We start from the raw sequence: 18933 nt of genomic DNA, 5'->3' as shown, positions 1-18933 counted from the left end.
CGCTCCCTTCCCCGAGGAGAGTGCGCCATCAAAGCGTCCAGCAGTACCGCCCCCGCAGTAGAACTCGCGGGCATCACCAAGCGGTTCCCCGGTGTCGTGGCCAACCACGACATCCACCTCACGGTCCGCCGCGGCACCGTCCACGCCCTGTGCGGCGAGAACGGCGCCGGCAAGTCGACCCTGATGAAGATCCTCTACGGCATGCAGAAGCCGGACGAGGGCACCATCACCCTCGACGGCGAGCAGGTCTCCCTGCACAGCCCGGCCGACGCCATCGCGCGCGGCATCGGCATGGTGCACCAGCACTTCATGCTGGCTGACAACCTCACCGTGCTGGAGAACGTCGTCCTCGGCGCCGAGAAGCTGCACGGCATCGGCGGCAAGGCCAAGGCGAAGATCAAGGAGATCTCCGACGCCTACGGGCTCGGCGTCCGCCCGGACGTCCTCGTCGAGGACCTCGGTGTCGCCGACCGCCAGCGCGTGGAGATCCTCAAGGTCCTCTACCGCGGCGCCCGTACGCTGATCCTCGACGAGCCCACCGCCGTTCTCGTGCCGCAGGAGGTCGACGCGCTCTTCGACAACCTCCGCGAGCTCAAGGCGGAGGGCCTGACGGTCATCTTCATCTCGCACAAGCTCGGCGAGGTGCTCTCCGTCGCCGACGACATCACCGTGATCCGCCGCGGCACCACCGTCGGCACCGCGGTGCCGAGCGAGACCACGCCCAAGCAACTGGCCGAGCTGATGGTCGGTGAGGAACTACCCTCGCCCGAGACCCGCGAGTCCACCGTCACGGACACGCCGATGCTCACCGTCGAGGGGCTGCACCTGTCGGCCACCGACCCCGACGGTGCCGTGCGCGCCGTGCTCGACGGCATCTCCTTCACCATCCACAAGGGCGAGGTCCTCGGCATCGCGGGCGTGGAGGGCAACGGGCAGGCCGAACTGGTCGAGGCCGTCATGGGCATGCGCGACCCCGACGGTGGCACCGTCACGCTCGACGGCTCCGACATCAGCCACGTGCCCACGCGCAAGCGGCGCGAGGACGGCATCGGTTACATCCCCGAGGACCGCCACCGGCACGGCCTGCTGCTGGAAGCGCCGCTGTGGGAGAACCGCATCCTCGGGCACGTCACCGAGAAGCCCAACAGCAAGGGCGCGCTCCTCGACCTCAAGGCCGCCCGCGCCGACACCGAGCGCATCGTCCGCGAGTTCGACGTGCGCACCCCCGGCATCGAGGTCACCGCGGCCTCGCTGTCCGGCGGCAACCAGCAGAAGCTGATCGTCGGCCGCGAGATGAGCCACCTGCCCAAGCTGCTCATCGCCGCCCACCCCACCCGGGGCGTGGACGTCGGCGCGCAGGCGCAGATCTGGGACCAGATCCGCGAGGCGCGCCGCGAGGGCCTGGCGGTGCTGCTGATCTCCGCCGACCTGGACGAGCTGATCGGGCTCTCCGACACCCTGCGGGTGATGTTCCGCGGCCGCCTGGTCGCCGACGCGGACCCCGCGAGCATCACGCCCGAGGAACTCGGTTCCGCGATGACGGGCGCCGCCTCCGGCCACCTCGAACACGAGGAGGGCGCCGAGGAGACCGCCGAGGCCCCGGCGGCACAGGAAGAGACACAGGACGACGACGCGTCGGCGGACGCGCGCGAGGAAGAGGAAGGGGGCGACGGCAAGTGAGCATCACCAAGAAGGCCGACAGGGACAAGATCGTCCTGGGCCTCGCCGCGCCGGTGCTGGCCATCGTCGCGGCCGTGGCCATCACGTCCGTGATCATCGGGGCGACCGGCAAGGACCCCTTCCACGCCTACCAGGTGATGGCCGACTACGGGTCGAAGAGCGACTCGCAGGTCTGGATCATCAACAAGGCGGTCCCGTACTACCTGTCCGCGCTGGCCGTCGCCATCGGCTTCCGGATGAACCTCTTCAACATCGGTGTGGACGGCCAGTACCGCATCGCGGCGTTCTTCGCCGCGGTCGTCGGCGGCGCCATGACGATGCCGGGCTTCGTGCAGATCCCCGTGATCATCATCGTGGCGATGATCGTGGGTGCGCTCTGGGCCGGCATCGCCGGTCTGCTGAAGGTGACCCGCGGCGTCAGCGAGGTGATCAGCACGATCATGCTCAACGCGATCGCGGGCTCGGTCATCGCGTACTTCCTCCAGGACGGGCGGCTCGCCAAGAAGGAGGGCAACCTGATCCACACGTCCTATCTGCCGGACTCCGCCCACTTCTTCGAGTTCCCGACCCAGCCCAAGCCGGTCTACGGCTTCGTGGTCATCGCGGCCCTCGCGGGCGTCGCCTACTGGTTCGTGCTCAGCCGCACGCGCTTCGGCTACGACCTGCGCACCGTCGGCCAGTCCGAGACCGCGGCCCAGGCCAGCGGCGTCAACGTCAAGCGCATGGTGATCACTTCGATGGTGATCTCCGGTGCCGCCGCGGGCCTCGTCGGCATGCCGACCCTGCTCGGCGTCTCGTACAACTACGGCACCGACTTCCCCGTCGGCATCGGCTTCACCGGCATCGCCATCGCGCTCCTCGGTCGCAACCACCCCATCGGCATGGCCCTCGCCGCCCTCCTGTGGGGCTTCCTCGACCGCACCAGCACCCAGCTGGAGTTCGAGGGATACGCGCAGGAGATCGTCGGTGTGGTCCAGGGCGTCATCGTCCTGTGCGTCGTCATCGCCTACGAGGTCGTCCGCCGGTACGGCCTGAAGACCCAGCAGCGGAAGGTCGGCGAGGAGCTCGCCGCCCAGGCCCGCAAGAACGACAAGGCGGAGGTGTCCGCGTGAGCACGACCCTCACCGATGCCGTCAGCAACGCGCTGAGCGGCAAGAACAAGCCCGGCGGCCGGAGGATCACCACCCCCGTCGTCCTGCTGGGCATCGCGGCGGCACTGCTGCTGCTCTCCGCGCTGCGCGCGGTCACCAGCGCCGGTGACCTGACCTCCTCCGGCCAGTTCAGCGGCGCGCTCGCCGCGGCCGTGCCGATCGGCCTCGCCGGTCTCGGCGGCCTGTGGGCCGAGCGCTCGGGCGTCGTCAACATCGGCCTCGAAGGCATGATGATGCTCGGCACCTTCTGCGCGGGCTGGATGGGCTGGCAGCACGGCCCCTGGATCGCCGCGCTCGCCGGCGTCCTCGGTGGTGCGCTCGGCGGCCTCGTGCACGCCGTCGCGACCGTCACCTTCGGCGCCGACCACATCATCTCCGGTGTCGCCATCAACATCCTGGCGCTCGGCGTCACGCAGTACCTCGCCAAGATCACCTTCGGTGCGGAGGGCAGCGCCGCCCAGCTGGCGGGCGGCAACGACAAGCAGTCGCCGGTCATGCCCAACATGCCCAACTTCTCCATCCCGGGCCTGTCCGACTGGCTGAACAGCGTCGAGAAGCACCACTGGTTCTTCGTCTCGGACCTCGCGGGGGTGATCGACGGCCTGGTCACCGACGTGTCCTGGCTGACGATCGTCGCCGCGCTGCTCTTCGTCGGCACCTTCTTCGTGCTGTGGCGCTCGGCCTTCGGCCTGCGCCTGCGCTCCTGCGGTGAGAGCCCGGTCGCGGCCGAGTCCCTCGGCGTCAACGTCTACACGTACAAGTACGTGGCCGTGATCGTCTCCGGTGCCCTCGCCGGCCTCGGCGGCGCGTTCCTCGCCATCGGCACGCACATGTACTCCGACGGCCAGACCGGCGGCCGCGGCTACATCGGTCTCGCCACCATGATCTCCGGCAACTGGCGGCCGGGCGGCATCGCGATGAGCGCGGGCCTCTTCGGCTTCATGGACAGCCTCCAGCTGCGCTCCGGCGGCTCGACCGTCCACGCGCTGCTGCTGCTCCTCGCCGTGCTGCTGGCCGGCCTCGCCGCCTGGCGCTTCAAGGCGGGCAAGCGCCGGGTCGCGATCGTCTCCGGCGCCCTCGCCGCCGCGCTGGTCCTGTGGTACGTGCTCACCAAGACCGTGCCGGGCGAGTTCGTCGACGCCACCCCGTACGTCGCGACGCTGCTCGTGCTGTCCTTCTCGGCGCAGCGCCTGCGGATGCCCAAGGCGAACGGCAAGCCGTACCGGAAGGGGCAGGGCAAGTGAGCGCCTCCGCCGACTGGGAGTACCTGCGCACGCGGGCCCGGGACGCCATGTCCCGGGCCTACGCCCCGTACTCCGGCTTCCCCGTGGGCGCCGCGGCGCTCGTGGACGACGGCCGCACCGTCACCGGCTGCAACGTGGAGAACGCCGCCTACGGTGTCGCCCTGTGCGCCGAATGCGGGCTGATCTCCGACCTGTTCTCCTCCGGCGGCGGACGGCTGGTTGCCTTCACCTGTTGCGACCGCAAGGGCAATGTGCTCATGCCGTGCGGCCGCTGCCGCCAGCTGCTGTGGGAGCACGGCGGCCCGGAACTGGCGGTGGACACCACCACCGGCGTCCGCCCGCTGTCCGACCTGCTGCCCGACGCGTTTGGCCCTGCTGACCTGGATCGCTGAATATGTCCTTAAGCGCCGCACCGCGTATGACTGCTCATACGCGGTGCGGGTCACTTTCCGGCATCGCGTCCGGGAAGCCTGAGGACGCACGAACTTAAGGAAAATCTGCTGATGGACGCCATTTCCGTAATCCGCACCAAGCGCGACCGCGGTCGTCTCACGGACGAGCAGATCGACTGGATCATCGACGCGTACACCCGCGGCGAGGTCGCCGACGAGCAGATGTCCTCGCTCGCCATGGCCATCCTGCTCAACGGCATGGACCGGGCCGAGATCGCCCGCTGGACCGCCGCGATGATCAAGTCCGGTGAGCGGATGGACTTCTCCTCGCTCCCGATGCCGACCTCCGACAAGCACTCCACCGGCGGCGTCGGCGACAAGATCACCCTGCCGCTGGCCCCGCTCGTCGCGGCCTGCGGCGCGGCCGTCCCGCAGCTCTCCGGCCGGGGCCTCGGGCACACCGGTGGCACGCTCGACAAGCTGGAGTCCATCCCCGGCTGGCGCGCCCTGCTCTCGAACGACGAGATGATGAAGGTCCTGCGGGACGTCGGCTCCGTCATCTGCGCCGCGGGCGACGGCCTGGCCCCGGCCGACAAGAAGCTGTACGCGCTGCGCGACGTGACCGGCACGGTCGAGGCGATCCCGCTGATCGCCTCCTCCATCATGTCGAAGAAGATCGCCGAGGGCACGGGCTCGCTCGTCCTCGACGTCAAGGTCGGCTCCGGCGCCTTCATGAAGAACATCGAGGACGCGCGTGAGCTCGCCTCCACGATGGTCGGCCTGGGCACGGACCACGGTGTGAAGACCGTCGCCCTGCTCACCGACATGTCGACCCCGCTCGGCCTGACCGCGGGCAACGCCCTCGAGGTCCGCGAGTCCGTCGAGGTCCTGGCGGGCGGCGGCCCGGCCGACGTCGTCGAGCTGACGCTCGCGCTGGCGCGCGAGATGCTCACCGCGGCGGGCCTGCCCGACGCCGACCCGGCCAAGGCGCTCAAGGACGGCTCGGCCATGGACCACTGGCGCCGCATGATCCAGGCGCAGGGCGGCGACCCGGACGCGGCCCTGCCGGTCGCGCGCGAGCAGCACGTCGTCACGGCCACCTCCTCCGGCGTCCTCACCGGCCTCGACGCCTACGCCGTCGGCGTCGCCGCCTGGCGCCTGGGCGCGGGCCGCGCGCGCAAGGAGGACGCGGTCCAGGCCGGCGCGGGCGTCGAGCTGCACGCCAAGCCGGGCGACGAGGTCAAGGAGGGCCAGCCGCTGATGACCCTGCACACCGACACCCCGGAGAAGTTCGCGTACGCGCTCCAGTCCCTGGAGGGCGGCGTCGAGATCGCCGCCGCGGGCACGGCCTTCACGCCGAACCCGATCGTCCTGGACCGCATCGCGTAAGCGGTCCGGCGCACGCGCACCGGGCGCTCCGGCCGACGGTTTTCCGTGGGCCGGAGCGCCCGGTGCGTCGTACCGGCATCTCTTGATCTATTTATTGCGCAAATCAGGAACTGTGGGCCCGGACGCCCCGTTGTTCGCGATGAACGCGGGAAGCCGGGACAGTGGAGGAAGGTTCATGGGCGTGGCCCTGGCCAAGGGTGGCAACGTGTCGCTGAGCAGGCAGGCCCCCGGCCTGACTGCCGTGACGGTCGGGCTGGGATGGCGGGCGCGGTCCGCCCCGGGCGCCGGATTCGAGCTGGACGCCAGCGCGCTGCTGTGCGACCAGGCCGGGAAGGTGCTCTCCGACCGCCACTTCGTCTTCTTCAACAATCTGCGCAGCCCCGACGGTTCGGTCAGCCACTCCGGCGGCGGGGCACCGGCCGGCGGCGGGGGCGACGTCCAGCAGATCCACGTCGACCTCACCCGGGTCCCGGCCGAGGTGGCGAAGATCGTCTTTCCCGTCTCGCTCTACGAGGCGGAGCAGCGCGGGCAGAACTTCGGCCGGCTCGACAGCGCGCACATCCGCGTCGTCGACCAGGCCGGCGGCGCCGAGCTGGCGCGCTACGACCTCGGGGGCGTCGACGGCTCCGAGACCGCCATGGTCTTCGGCGAGCTCTACCGCCACGGCGCGGAGTGGAAGTTCCGCGCGGTCGGCCAGGGGTACGCCTCCGGCCTCGCGGGCATCGCGGGCGACTACGGCGTCGACGTCCTGCGCGAGACCCCGGCGGCGCCCGCCGTCCCGCCCGTGCCGCCGGCCCCGCCCGCCCAGGTGACCACGGCGAAGGCGGAACCGCCCGTGCCGTTCCCGGCGTCCGCACCTCTTGCCGGTGCCGTGCCGCAGAACCCCACGGCCGCCGCACCCCTTGCCACACCTCAGCAATCCTCAGGGAGTTCCTCCGTGACGTGCTTCTTCGACCCGAACCACGGCCCCGGCACGGCCTCCGTGCTGTGGTCCCCGCAGTGGGGTGTGCCCCGGCAGATCCAGACGTGCAACGGCTGCGCCCAGCGCGTGCAGACCACGCCGCCGCCGTACTACACCGCCCCCCAGCCGCAGGCGGGTTACCCCCAGGCCGGCTACCCGCAGCAGGGCTACCCGCAGCCCGCGCAGCAGGGTTACGCCCAGCAGGGATACCCGCAGCAGGGCTATCCCCAGCAGGGCAACCAGCAGCAGGGCGGCCGCCGCTTCGGCACCGGCGCGCTCATCGGCGCCGGCGCGGCCGGCCTCGTCGGCGGCGCCCTCCTCAACGAGGCGATGAGCGACGACGAGCCGGACGTGGTCGTCAACAACTACTACGAGGGCGACGAGGACTACTAGCCACCCCGTGGTGAACGACGAAGGGGCCGCCCCCACCAGGACAGGTGGCGGGGCGGCCCCTTCGGGCTGCGGGTGCCTTACGGCCGGGCGACGGCGGGCAGGGAGCGGCGCTCCTGGAGTGCCCGGCGCGTCGCGTAGAGCGTGATCGACGCCGCGGCCAGCATCGCGATCAGGCCGAGGACCACCGCCCCGTCCCAGCCGCCGAGGTGGAAGGCGACGGCGCCCAGCGTGCCGCCGGCCGAACTGCCCAGGTAGTACGCCGTCTGGTACAGCGCCGACGCCTGCGCGCGGCCCGTCTTCGCCGTACGGCTGACCGAGGACGACGCCACCGCGTGGCCCGCGAAGAACCCCGCCGTGATCAGGATCAGGCCGGCCAGCACCGCGATCAGCGACTGCGGGAGCGTCAGCAGCAGACCCGCCGACGTCGTGCCCAGCGCCAGATACAGCGCCCCGCGCCGCCCCAGCCGTCCCACCAGCTTCCCGGCCGCGGCCGACGAGACCGTGCCGACCAGATAGACCAGGAAGATCGAGCCGACGACGCCCTGCGGCAGGGAGAACGGCGCCTCGGCCAGCCGGTAGCCGATGACGGTGTAGACCGCGCCGAAGACGGTCATGAAGAGCGCGCCGATCGCGTACAGCCGGCGCAGCAGCGGATCCGCGAGGTGGCCGCCGACGGTGCGGGCCAGCGCGCGCGGCGAGACCGCGGCCGGGGTGAAGTGCCGCGCCTTGGGGAGCAGCAGCCGGAAGGCCACCGCGCACACCACCGCGAGCACGCCCACCGCGCCCAGCCCGGCCCGCCAGCCCCACGCCTGCGCGACCCAGCCGGTGAGGATGCGCCCGGACATGCCGCCGAGGCTGTTGCCCGCCACGAACAGGCCGATCGCGCCGATCAGCGCCTTGGCCCGCACCTCCTCGGCCAGATACGCCATCGCGGAGGCGGGCAGGCCCGCCAGCGCGGCACCCTGCACGGCGCGGAGCGCCACCAGCCAGCCCAGGCCGGGGGCGAAGGGCACGAGCAGGGACACGAGGGCGGCCACACACAGCGAGGCGGTCATCATCGCGCGGCGCCCGTAGCGCTCGGACAGGGCGCTCAACGGGACGACGGCGACGGCGAGCGCGCCGGTCGCGGCCGAGACGGTCCAACTCGCCTGATCCGGCGTCACACCGAGGTCGTCGGAGATCGCGGGGAGCAGGGCCTGCGTGGAGTAGAGCAGGGCGAAGGTGGCGACACCCGCGGCGAAGAGCGCGAGGCTCGTCCTGCGGTAGCCGGGCCCGCCGGGCACCAGCTTGTTGTCATCGGCTGAGGAAGGAACGGAGGACGACAGTGCGGAGGCACCCGATCGCGTGGTGACGACGGATGCCCCGGTATCGGCAGGAGGCATGTACCGACCGTATGCACGCAGCGCTCATGCGTCCAATGCACAAATTCGCGATAATCGTTCCCATGCAGCATGACCGCAGGCCAGGGGCTTCCCTGTCACCAACCGGCAATGAAAGCGTGACGCGGATTTTTGACAACCCGGTAACGCCGGACACCCCTGAGATCAAGGCGGACTCCTGGGCCGCGACCCTCACTCCGCGCCTCGCGCAGTTCGTGGCCGTCGCCCGGCACGAGCACGTCACCCGGGCCGCCCACCAACTGGAGATGCCGCAGTCCACCCTCAGCCGCTCGATGGCGCGCGTCGAACAGGAGCTGGGCGTCGCGCTGTTCGCCCGGCACGGCCGCACCCTCTCCCTGACCGCCGCGGGCCGCACCTTCCTCGCCTCCGCCGAACGGGCCCTGGCCGAGGTCGAGCGCGCCGCCGAGTCCGTACGGGCGGACGCCGACCCCACCGCGGGGAAGGTCGCCTTCGGCTTCCTGCACACCCTCGGCTCCGAGACCGTTCCCGAGCTGATCCGGGCCTTCCGCGCCGACCACCCGCGCGTGCGCTTCCAGCTCGTGCAGAACTACGGCGAGGCCATGCTGGAACGGCTGCGCTTCGGCGACCTCGACCTCTGCCTGACCTCGCCGCTGCCCGACGCGCCGGACCTCGTCGCCCGCCGCCTCGACGAGCAGAAGCTCCGCCTGGTCGTCCCCGACGACCACCCGCTCGCCGGCCGCAAGCGGATCCGCCTCGCCGAGGCGGCCGGCGAGCTCTTCGTGACCCTCGAACCCGGTTACGGGCTGCGCCGGATCACCGACGCGGTCTGCGCGGAGGCCGGCTTCACCCCGAAGGTCGCCTTCGAGGGCGAGGACCCGGAGACGCTGCGCGGGCTGGTCGCGGCGGGCCTGGGCGTCGGCCTGCTGCCACCGCCCGCGGTGGCGCGGCCCGGCGTCGTGGAACTGACGGTCACGGCGCCGCGCGCCGTCCGCGAGATCGGGGTGGCGTGGCTGGACGGGCATCCGGACACGCCCCCGGTGGCGGCATTCAAGCGCTTCCTCCTGTCGAGAAGGGGGCAACTGCTGCCGCGCTGATCGGTTTTTGTTCCCCTGTCCCGCCCCTTCCCGGCTGCGTCCGATGTGCGGCTCCGCCGCGTGGGGGCTGCGCCCCAGGCCCCGCAACACGCTTCGCGCGTTGTCCTCGAACGCCGGACGGGCTGAGTACTCAGCCCGTCCGGCGTTCGAGGACGCGCCCGCAGGGTGCTGGGGGGCTGGGGGGCTGGGGGTCTCCCCCAGTTTCGGGAAGGGGCGGGACAGGGGACAAAGCCCGCCGCAGGCGCAGCGGTCCCGCACCCGGCGACGGTCAGTAGCCCAGGGACGCGCCGAAGCCGGAGGCCAGCGGCATGCGCAAGCCCAGCGGCGGCGGGGCCGCCAGCGCGTCGGCCACCGGGCGCGCGTAGTGCCGCCCGAAGAGCGACCCGAGCACGAAGTCGACCGTCAGGGCGAGCACTTCGGCCCGGTGCTGGTGCAGCGCGTGCCCGTCGGAGTGCACCTCGAAGCGGCACACGTCCCGGTTGACCTTCTTCGCCCGCTCGGCGAGCCGGAAGGACAGATCGGGGTCGGTGCGCTCATCGTTGGTGCCGTGCACCAGCAGCACGCGCCGCCCCGCGAGTTGCCGCACCGGATCGGGGTCGAGCACGGATTCCGGCGCGGGCAGCCAGGGGGCCAGCGCCAGTACGGAGGTGACGGCCGGGTGCCCCGCGGCGAGCAGCGCGGCCCGGCCGCCCATGTCCGTACCCACCAGGCACACCGGTACGTCGCCGTAGCGCCGCACGACCTCGTCCGCGGCCCACTCCGCGTCCCGTACGGGATCGGCCGCGGCGCCGTTCCAGCCGCTGCGGCGGTAGCGGACGACGTGGGTGACCAGCCCCTCCGCCGTCCCCGGCCGGGCCAGGCCGCGGGCCACCCGCCGCTGCGCGGCCAGCGTCAGGGCCGAGGGGCGGCGGGTACCGGCGGGGCGCCCGCCGGGCAGCAACAGGGCGACACCGTGCACGGAATGCTCCGCGCCGAGCGGCTTTCCGAGCCGGGCCGGACCCGCTCCCGGCCCCTGGGATCCGCGCTGCGGCAACGCTTGCTCAGGCATGGCAGAAACGATGGCAGAACGCCGCGCGGTGTCCACCCCGCCGATGGGTCACCGTTCCGTATCGTTCGCCGACATCTACGCGCGTAGGGGCTAGAGTGCCGAAATGACGACCGAGACCACCTCCCGACCCACCCCCGAGCAGATCCGCCGCGCGCCCAAGGTGCTGCTGCACGATCACCTCGACGGCGGACTGCGCCCCGGCACCGTCGTCGACCTGGCCCGCGCCACGGGCTACGACGGCCTGCCCGAGACCGACCCGGACAAGCTGGGCGTCTGGTTCCGCGAGGCCGCCGACTCCGGCTCGCTGGAGCGCTATCTGGAGACCTTCGCGCACACCTGCGCCGTGATGCAGACCCGCGAGGCGCTGGTCCGGGTGGCCGCCGAGTGCGCCGAGGACCTGGCGGAGGACGGCGTCGTCTATGCCGAGGTGCGCTACGCCCCCGAGCAGCACCTGGAGGGCGGTCTCACCCTCGAAGAGGTCGTCGAGGCCGTCAACGAGGGCTTCCGGGAGGGCGAGCGCCGGGCGCGCGAGAACGGCCACCGCATCCGGGTGGGCGCGCTGCTCACCGCGATGCGGCACGCGGCCCGCGCCCTGGAGATCGCCGAACTCGCCAACCGCTACCGCGACTCGGGTGTGGCCGGTTTCGACATCGCGGGCGCGGAGGCCGGCTTCCCTCCCACCCGCCACCTGGACGCGTTCGAGTACCTCAAGCGCGAGAACAACCACTTCACCATCCACGCGGGCGAGGCGTTCGGCCTGCCGTCCATCTGGCAGGCGCTCCAGTGGTGCGGCGCGGACCGGCTCGGGCACGGCGTCCGGATCATCGACGACATCGAGATCATGGCGGACGGCACGGTCAAGCTCGGCCGGCTGGCGTCCTATGTGCGGGACAAGCGCATTCCGCTGGAACTGTGCCCCACCTCCAACCTCCAGACCGGTGCGGCCACTTCTTATGAAGAGCACCCCATCAGCCTGCTGCGCAAGCTGCACTTCCGGGCCACGGTGAATACCGATAATCGGCTGATGAGCGGCACCAGCATGAGCCGTGAATTCGAGCACCTGGTCAAGACGTTCGGCTACACCCTGGACGACATGCAGTGGTTCTCCGTCAACGCGATGAAGTCCGCGTTCATCCCATTCGATGAACGTCTCGCGATGATCAACGACGTCATCAAGCCCGGATACGCCGAGCTCAAGTCGGAGTGGCTCTTCCGGCAGACGCTGACGGGCACGGTCTGACCAGCAATTCTGTTTCCCGTCGCAACCGACGGTGAATCCACGGGTAATAGCGTGAAAACGGCCGGGACTTCAGGGTCCCGGCCGTGTCATTCATTGCGGCTTCCCGGCTCTCGTGACTAGGTTGCAGTGCCGCTGCAAAATTCCCCCGTCGCGAGGACAGAATTCAGATGAAGCAGGGAACCATCAAGACGCTCGGTGTTGCCGCGCTCGGTGTCGCCTTCGCCGCCACGGCGGTGGGCAACGCGGCCGCGTTCGGCACCTCGGGCGCCGTGGAATCGGTCACCGGCACCGCCGCGACCACGATGGGCGGGCTGCCCATCCAGCAGGCCGCGAAGCTCGCACCGGCCGGCGGCCCCGTGGTCTCCGCCGCGGACCGCGCGATCCAGGGCGGCATCCTGAAGGCGCCCTCCCAGGCCGTCGACAAGGCCGTGGCCCCCAACCTCCCGAAGGCGCCCGACCTGCCGGTGACGCCGAAGTCCGACAACAGCCCCGGCGCGACCGGCGCCAACGGCGCCGCCACGAGCGGCAAGATGCACAGCAGCGGCAACAAGGGCCTGCTCGGCGGCCTGCCGACGCTGCCCACCAACGGCCTGCCCCTGCCGAGCATCGGCGGCTGAGCCCCCGCGCACCACGGCGGGCCGCGCACTCTGGGCACCGGGGTGCGCGGCCCGCCGTCGCGTCAACGCGGCGCCGTGGACATCACCAGGACGTGGCGGCCCGGCCGTGGTCCTTCTCGGACGGCAGCAGCACCCACAGCGCGAGGTAGAGCAGGAACTGCGGTCCGGGCAGCAGGCACGAGGCCAGGAAGATGACCCGCATCGTGGTGCGGGACGTGCCGAAGCGCTCGGCCAGGCCCGCGCAGACGCCGGCGATCATCCTGTGGTCAAGGGGACGGACCAGGGGAGCGGACATGATGGCGACTCCTCGTCGTCGGTCCGGCGGCGTCGGGGACGCGCCGTGCGGGAACGTTTCCCGATGCCTGCGACGCTACGGTCACGAGCCGGGGCGAGGCATCGCTCTACGGGGCGACCCCGACCCTGGGGATCGTCGGGGTCCGCCCCTGAGCCGCCTCCTTCCGGGGAAGGGCCTGCGGCCCGCGCCGGTCACCCCTGCGACGGAGCCGGGCCCGTACCGCGGGCACCACCGCGAGATGTGTGATGGCGACGCCCGTCACGTTCAGCAGCAGCGCGTCCACGTCCAGCACCTGGCCCACCACACCGCTCTGCACCACCTGGAGGGCCAGCGACAGCATCGCGCTGGTGAAGACCGTGCGGGTCAGCGAGCCCAGCGGTGACGCGGCGAGACGCCCCCGCGCCCACGGCAGCAGCACGCCGAGCGGCGCCAGCGGCAGCATCCCCGCCCCGATCGCCCGCGTCGCCTCCCAGGGGCTCAGGGCGAGATCGGCACGGATCGTAGCCAGCGGCTCCAGCGGCGCGGCCGTCACCCAGGGCGCCGTCAGCGGCCGCAGGGCCAGCCAGCCGACCGCCAGGAGATGGGCGACGAGCAGCACACACCCCGCGGCGCGGTAGCGGTATCGGAGGGCGGGCGTGCCGCCGTAACCATGACCCTGCACGCCCCACAGGACGCCGGGTGTGCGCCGTCCGGTTCCGCCCGTGACGACGGAGAGTGGCGGACGCCCGCGGGGCCGGAGAGCCGCCGGATCAGGAAACGGCTCGGCCGCTGATGTCCGCGGTGTCCGGATGTGTCCGCATCTCGTCGGTGCAGGTGAAGCTCAGCGGCCCGGCGTCGCCCGGCCCGCCCAGCAGCACCGCCGACTTGCCGTCCGCCGCGGGCGTGCCCACGAAGGAGCAGACCAGCTGGGCCAGCGCGACCTGCGGCAGCTCGGCCGGCTCACGGCTCAGCCGCAGGGTGCCCGCAGGGTCGCCCGGCCGCGGCCCGGTGACGGACAGCCGCTGCGGGACGGCGGTGATCAGCCCGGCGTCGGCCTCCTCCCCGGACGGCACCTTGCGCAGCTCGTCCAGGAGCGCGCCGGCGACGATCGCCGCGTCGTCGGGCTTGTCGGGCAGCGGGACCCGGCGGGACACCGGCACCAGCTGCGAGGCGCACTCCAGCTGCACGGTCACGGTGGCGAGGCCCGCGGCGGGGCTCGGGTCGGGGCGGCTGACGCACGACGCCCGGGACGGCGCGCCGCCCGCGTCCACCGGCACGGCCGTGCCGCGGATCCCGCACGCGGACAGCGCGGGGAGGGAGCCGAGCAGCGTCAGCGCCAGGGCGGCGGTTCTGATCCTCACGGTCGGGGTCTTCACTTTCCGTTCTCCTCCGCCCGGTCCCGGCCTTGCCCGTCGGCGAGCCGGGAGGCGCCGCCGGCCTCCGCCGGGTCCTCGCCCAGGGGGAGGGTCAGGGTGAAGACCGCGCCGCCTTCGGGGGAGTTGGCGGCGGTGATCCCGCCGCCGTGGATATGGGCGTTCTCCAGGGCGATCGACAGGCCGAGGCCACTGCCCTCGGAGCGCGGCCGGGAGGCGCTCGCCTTGTAGAAGCGGTCGAAGACGTGCGGCAGGACGTCCTCGGGGATGCCGGGGCCGTGGTCGCGCACGTCGATCCGCAGCGCGCCGTCCTCCGTGCGCACCGACACCCGCACCGGCGAACCACCGTGCTTGAGGGCGTTGCCGATGAGGTTGGCGAGGATGACGTCGAGCCGCCGCGGGTCGAGCCGGGCCATCATGCCGCGCTCGGCGTCCAGCTCGACGGCGTCCAGCCAGGCGCGGGCGTCGATGCAGGCGGTGACCTGGTCGGCGACATCCACGTCGTCGAGGACCAGCCGGGCCGTGCCCGCGTCGAAGCGGGTGACCTCCATGAGGTTCTCCACCAGGTCGTTCAGCCTGCGGGTCTCGCTCACCACCAGCTGCACCGCGGGCGCGATCATGGGGTCGAGGTTGTCCGCCTCGTCCTCCAGCACCTCCGTCACCGCGGTGATCGCCGTGAGCGGGGTGCGCAGCTCGTGCGACATGTCGGCGACGAAGCGGCGGCTCGCGGCCTCCCGCCCGCTCAGCTCCTCGACCCGCTGCTGGAGCGACTCCGCGGTCCTGTTGAACGTGCGCGACAGGTCCGCGAGCTCGTCCGTGCCCGACACCTCCAGGCGCGTGTCCAGCTTCCCCTCGCCGAGCCGCCGGGCCGCGTCACCGAGGCGCTGCACGGGCCGCAGCACCGTGGACGCGGCGGCCTGGGCGAGCAGGGCGGAGCCGATGAGGGCGAGGGCCGTGGCGATGCCCAGCGACCAGGCCAGCGAATTGAGGTCCTGGCGCTCGTTCTCCAGCGACTTCAGCAGATAGCCCGTCGGGCCGCCGCCGATCACCTTGGCACCGCCGATCAGATACGGCTTGCCGTCGAGCGTGATCCGCTGCCAGTACAGGTGGTACGCGTAGCGGTTTGAGTCGTCGACCCGGCGCTCGCGGTCCACCGCCGCCCGCAGCGACTCCGGCACGACCTTGGGCGTGAACAGGTCGGGCCTGGAGGGCGCGACGCAGTCACCGCTGCCGGACGTGCCGATCAGCAGCACCTCGTACTTCTGCGAGGTCGAGGCCATCCGGTCGGCGGCGGCCTGGAGCTCCTGGCAGGTCGGCGTCAGCGGCAGCGAACCGGTGTTGTCCTGCAAGGACTTGCGGAAGTCGTCGAGCGCGGCGTCCTGGGTGCGGGTGAGGACCGCGTCCCGGTTCAGCCAATAGGCGATGGCGGACGCGGAGACGGCCGCGGCCAGCGCCACCAGCGCGAAGACCAGCATCAGCCGCAGCCGCAGGCTGATCCACCGCATGCTCAGCTTCAGCGTGTTCCTGGCCGGCCGCCGACCCCGTTCCCGACCGGGCTCTTGTGTCACGGTGTGCTCTCTGTGCGGTTGTGGCGGGCTGGGGCAGTCACTGCGGGGTGTCCAGGCGATAGCCGACGCCCCGGACCGTACGGATCAGGGTCGGTGACGACGGGACGTCCTCGACCTTGGCGCGCAGCCGCTGCACACAGGCGTCCACCAGCCGGGAGTCGCCCAGATAGTCGTGCTCCCACACCAGGCGCAGCAGCTGCTGCCGCGACAGGGCCTGCCCCGGCCTGCGGCTGAGCTCCAGCAGCAGCCGCAGCTCGGTCGGGGTCAGCTGGAGGTCCTCGCCGTTCTTGGTGACCGTCATGGCCGCGCGGTCGATGACCAGCGAACCGAACGACGCCGAGTCGTTCGACTCCCGCTCGCCACGGCGCAGCACCGCGCGGATCCGGGCGTCGAGCACCCGGCCCTGCACGGGTTTGACGACGTAGTCGTCCGCCCCGGACTCCAGGCCGACCACGACGTCGATGTCGTCGTTGCGCGCGGTCAGCAGGATGATCGGCAGCTGGTCGGTGCGGCGGATCCGCCGGCACACCTCGAAACCGTCGATACCCGGCAGCATGACGTCCAGCACGATCAGGTCCGGCCGCTGCTCGCGCAGCATTTTCAGGCCGTCCTCACCCGTCGCCGCGGTCACCACACGGTGACCCTGGCGGGACAGGGAGAACTCGAGAGCCGTGCGGATGGCGTCGTCGTCCTCGATCAGCAACAGGAAAGGCACGGTGGCCATTCTGGCCTACGTCTGGCCGGTCGTTCGACCGACGCCGTCCCGCACGGGGCTCCCCGGCCTGTTGCAGGGCTGTGACAGTCGGCGGACAGCGTCATGAAACTGGCCCGCCAGGCTTGGGTGCACCGGGCGGCACGACGGCCCGGGAACGCAACGGACCGAGCTGGCTCCACCGACGGGGGGCGCGAGATGAACACACTGCACAGCACCACGACCAGCGCAGTCATTCGCACGCGCCTGCACGACGCCGGGCGGGGCCCGGAGAAGTCCGGTGCCGTGGGCGGGCGGGGGTGCGCCCGCGGCACCGGACGTGTACGGCCGCCGTACATGGTGGCGATCGACGCGGTCACGTACGGGGAGGCCACGGGGGCCTTGGGGGAGGGCAAGGGCGCGGCCCGGACGAAGCGGCAGGACGCCGAAGCGGCGTTCACCGCGTACGTCCAGGAGCGCCGGGCCTCCCTGTACGCGACCGCCTACCACCTGACCGGCGACCGGCACGAGGCGGAGGACCTGCTCCAGAGCGCGCTGTTCTCGACGTACCGCGCCTGGGACCGGATCACCGACAAGGCGGCCGTCGGCGGCTACCTCCGCCGCACGATGACCAATCTGCACATCAGCGCCTGGCGCCGCCGCAAGCTGAACGAGTACCCGACAGAGGAGCTGCCGGAGACGGTCGGCGAGACCGACGCGATGCGCGGCACCGAACTGCGCGCCGTCCTCTGGCAGGCGCTGGCCCGGCTGCCCGAGCTCCAGCGCACGATGCTCGTCCTGCGCTACTACGAGGGCCGTACGGACCCGGAGATCGCGGAGATCCTCGGCATCAGCGTCGGCACGGTCAAGAGCAGCATCTGGCGCTCCCTGCGCCGGCTGCGCGAGGACGAGGTCATCGGCTCCGGCCGCGGCGTCGCGGAGTCCTTCGGCGAGCTGGTGGCCTGAGCGAGGTCGGACAGGACCGAACGGGAGCGAACAGCACCAAGGGGCCCTGGGGGGGGGACGGGGAAACGCTCGGGGGAGCGGACGGGGCCACGGGGGAGGAGCGGGCGGACAGCCGGGGGGTATGTCCGCCCGCTCCGCTGTTTCCCGGGACGCGTGTTTCCCGTGAAGAGGGCGTTCGCGTCAGACGCGGACGCCCTCCCGGCGTCCCGCGGCCGCGGCGGCGATCCGGCCCATCGCGGTGTCCCGGCCGCAGGGGTACGCGCCCAGCGCCGTCTGGCGGGCCACGATGCCGCGTTCGGCGCGCATCAGGCGCAGACCGCGGCGGACGAGGTAGGGCGCGGGCTTGCGGCCCTCGCGCAGGTCGCGCAGCAGCCGGCGGCGGAACGTCGTCGACGGGCGGCCGCGCAGGCACAGCGCGTCGGCGAGCAGCCCGAGTTCGCGGCAGCGGCCGATGATGTCGGCGGCGAAGATGCCCTCCGCTATGAACAGCGGGGTGCGGCCGATGTCCAGCGCGCTCTCACCGGTCCGCGAGCTGCTGGCGATGTCGTACAGCGGCACGCTCGTGCGCGCCGTGCGGCACAGCTCCGCTATCGCCGCCACGGCCGCGTCGGCGTCCCACGACAGGGGCGAGTCCCAGTCGGCGCCCGAGCCGTCCGGGAGCAGCGGCAGAGTCGGGTCGTGCGCCTCCTTGTAGAAGTCGTCGAGGTTGAGGACCGGCAGCCCGGTGCGGGCCGCGAGGGACGACTTTCCGGAACCGGAGGGGCCGGTCAGCAGGATGACGCGCGCAGGGGTCAAGTGGGGAGTCACGGGACACCAGTGTGAGGCATTGGGCCGCATGGGGGATCCCCCCGGGTCGCGGGGTGCGCACAGTGTCACGACTTCGCTACGGTGCGTTGTCGTTCCATCCTGTACCTCACGACCCGGCAGGTGCCCATGGCCTCGCACGCACGACACGCACGCTCCTCCCGCTCCTCCCACTCGCGCGGTCTGGTGCGCGTCGGGCTGACCGTCTCGGCGGGCGCGGCCATCGTCGCGGGCGGCGCGGGAGCCGCGAACGCCGCGCCCACGGCGGGCCCACGGGCCGAGCTGGGGGTGACGTCCATCGACGCGGCGACGGCCGGCGCGGACACCGCGCTCGGCACGTCGTCGGAGGGTGCGCTGCGGTCCCTGGAGGCCCTGAAGCTCAACCCGCTGGCGGGCACGGGCAGCGACCCCTTCGCCAACGCGGTGGGCACGCAGGTCGCCGACTTCCAGCCGATGAGCACGTCCGCCCTCACCGAGCCTCTGACGAACGGCGGCGCGCTCCAGGACCTGAGCCTGCTGGACCAGGCGGTGGCACTGCTGCCGTCGGTCTAGCGGGACCCGCTCCCGGACGCCGGAGGGGCGGGGGGGGGGGGGGGGGGGGCCCCCCCCCCCCCCCCCCCCCCCCCCCCCCGGGCCCCCCCCCCCCCCCCCCCCCCCCCCCAAACCCCCCCCCCCCGCCCCCCGCGC

At 72.2% G+C, this 18933-nt stretch carries 19 protein-coding genes; 11 read left to right on the top strand and 8 right to left on the bottom strand.

The annotated features are described in order from the left end of the window. The first annotated feature begins 27 nt into the window (after window positions 1-27). The 6 genes from ACH427_RS04910 to ACH427_RS04885 all read left to right on the top strand — a co-directional run bounded on the left by ACH427_RS04910 (window position 28) and on the right by ACH427_RS04885 (window position 7210). The gene (locus ACH427_RS04910; protein WP_398868273.1) at window positions 28-1680 is read left to right on the top strand and encodes an ABC transporter ATP-binding protein; all 1653 of its coding nucleotides are present in this window, start codon (window positions 28-30) and stop codon (window positions 1678-1680) included. Continuing rightward, window positions 1677-2792 carry an ABC transporter permease gene (locus tag ACH427_RS04905; protein ID WP_398867984.1) on the top strand — a complete coding sequence of 372 codons (1116 nt, stop codon included), beginning with the start codon at window positions 1677-1679 and terminating at the stop codon, window positions 2790-2792. Before ACH427_RS04910 ends, ACH427_RS04905 begins: the two co-directional genes overlap by 4 nt. Then, a complete protein-coding gene (locus tag ACH427_RS04900; RefSeq protein ID WP_398867983.1) occupies window positions 2789-4075 on the top strand; it encodes an ABC transporter permease in 1287 nt (428 codons plus the stop codon). Before ACH427_RS04905 ends, ACH427_RS04900 begins: the two co-directional genes overlap by 4 nt. After that, window positions 4072-4467: a cytidine deaminase gene (locus tag ACH427_RS04895; RefSeq protein ID WP_398867982.1), complete on the top strand. Its 396-nt coding sequence runs from the start codon at window positions 4072-4074 to the stop codon at window positions 4465-4467. Before ACH427_RS04900 ends, ACH427_RS04895 begins: the two co-directional genes overlap by 4 nt. A 105-nt stretch (window positions 4468-4572) precedes the next feature. Beyond that, a complete protein-coding gene (locus ACH427_RS04890; RefSeq protein WP_398868271.1) occupies window positions 4573-5856 on the top strand; it encodes a thymidine phosphorylase in 1284 nt (427 codons plus the stop codon). Window positions 5857-6031: 175 nt separating this feature from the next. Then, complete coding sequence (locus ACH427_RS04885) at window positions 6032-7210, top strand: TerD family protein (protein ID WP_398867981.1); 1179 nt, start codon at window positions 6032-6034, stop codon at window positions 7208-7210. 77 nt (window positions 7211-7287) lie between these two features. Here ACH427_RS04885 and ACH427_RS04880 read toward each other — a convergent pair whose 3' ends face one another. After that, entirely contained in the window at window positions 7288-8592 is a 1305-nt protein-coding gene (locus tag ACH427_RS04880) for an MFS transporter (RefSeq protein WP_398867980.1), read from the bottom strand. 62 nt (window positions 8593-8654) lie between these two features. Between ACH427_RS04880 and ACH427_RS04875 the strand changes: the two genes are divergently transcribed. Continuing rightward, on the top strand, window positions 8655-9665 hold the full coding sequence (locus tag ACH427_RS04875) for a LysR family transcriptional regulator (RefSeq protein WP_398867979.1): 1011 nt from the start codon (window positions 8655-8657) through the stop codon (window positions 9663-9665). A gap of 268 nt (window positions 9666-9933) precedes the next feature. Here ACH427_RS04875 and ACH427_RS04870 read toward each other — a convergent pair whose 3' ends face one another. Further along, window positions 9934-10713 carry an alpha/beta hydrolase gene (locus ACH427_RS04870; RefSeq protein ID WP_398867977.1) on the bottom strand — a complete coding sequence of 260 codons (780 nt, stop codon included), beginning with the start codon at window positions 10711-10713 and terminating at the stop codon, window positions 9934-9936. A 103-nt stretch (window positions 10714-10816) separates the two neighbouring features. Between ACH427_RS04870 and ACH427_RS04865 the strand changes: the two genes are divergently transcribed. Further along, a complete protein-coding gene (locus tag ACH427_RS04865) occupies window positions 10817-11953 on the top strand; it encodes an adenosine deaminase (protein ID WP_398867976.1) in 1137 nt (378 codons plus the stop codon). A 167-nt stretch (window positions 11954-12120) separates the two neighbouring features. Next, window positions 12121-12570 carry an ATP-binding protein gene (locus ACH427_RS04860; protein WP_398867975.1) on the top strand — a complete coding sequence of 150 codons (450 nt, stop codon included), beginning with the start codon at window positions 12121-12123 and terminating at the stop codon, window positions 12568-12570. Window positions 12571-12652: 82 nt separating this feature from the next. Here the strand turns inward: ACH427_RS04860 and ACH427_RS04855 are convergent, their stop codons facing one another. The 5 genes from ACH427_RS04855 to afsQ1 form a co-directional block, all read right to left on the bottom strand. Then, window positions 12653-12865, bottom strand: a complete 213-nt coding sequence (locus ACH427_RS04855) for a PspC domain-containing protein (protein WP_398867974.1) — start codon at window positions 12863-12865, stop codon at window positions 12653-12655. Window positions 12866-12971: 106 nt separating this feature from the next. After that, a complete protein-coding gene (locus ACH427_RS04850) occupies window positions 12972-13526 on the bottom strand; it encodes a VanZ family protein (RefSeq protein WP_398867973.1) in 555 nt (184 codons plus the stop codon). An 88-nt stretch (window positions 13527-13614) separates the two neighbouring features. After that, window positions 13615-14220: a hypothetical protein gene (locus ACH427_RS04845; protein ID WP_398867972.1), complete on the bottom strand. Its 606-nt coding sequence runs from the start codon at window positions 14218-14220 to the stop codon at window positions 13615-13617. Continuing rightward, complete coding sequence (locus ACH427_RS04840; protein WP_398867971.1) at window positions 14217-15722, bottom strand: ATP-binding protein; 1506 nt, start codon at window positions 15720-15722, stop codon at window positions 14217-14219. Before ACH427_RS04840 ends, ACH427_RS04845 begins: the two co-directional genes overlap by 4 nt. Before the next feature lie 100 nt (window positions 15723-15822). Continuing rightward, window positions 15823-16500, bottom strand: a complete 678-nt coding sequence (gene afsQ1, locus ACH427_RS04835; protein WP_398867970.1) for a two-component system response regulator AfsQ1 — start codon at window positions 16498-16500, stop codon at window positions 15823-15825. A gap of 195 nt (window positions 16501-16695) precedes the next feature. Between afsQ1 and ACH427_RS04830 the strand changes: the two genes are divergently transcribed. Next, window positions 16696-17442, top strand: a complete 747-nt coding sequence (locus ACH427_RS04830) for a SigE family RNA polymerase sigma factor (protein WP_398867969.1) — start codon at window positions 16696-16698, stop codon at window positions 17440-17442. Window positions 17443-17622: 180 nt separating this feature from the next. On the opposite strand, the gene ACH427_RS04825 is transcribed toward ACH427_RS04830, so the two are convergent. Continuing rightward, the gene (locus tag ACH427_RS04825) at window positions 17623-18279 is read right to left on the bottom strand and encodes an ATP-binding protein (protein ID WP_398867968.1); all 657 of its coding nucleotides are present in this window, start codon (window positions 18277-18279) and stop codon (window positions 17623-17625) included. A 96-nt stretch (window positions 18280-18375) separates the two neighbouring features. Here ACH427_RS04825 and ACH427_RS04820 point away from each other — a divergent pair, with 96 nt between their 5' ends. Then, complete coding sequence (locus tag ACH427_RS04820; protein ID WP_398867967.1) at window positions 18376-18798, top strand: hypothetical protein; 423 nt, start codon at window positions 18376-18378, stop codon at window positions 18796-18798. Window positions 18799-18933: the final 135 nt, after the last annotated feature.

This window comes from Streptomyces sp. NPDC020379, assembly GCF_044387105.1.
GTDB lineage: Bacteria > Actinomycetota > Actinomycetes > Streptomycetales > Streptomycetaceae > Streptomyces.
The sequence above is the reverse complement of the archived record's forward strand: the minus strand, read 5'-3'. Positions and strand labels throughout refer to the sequence as shown.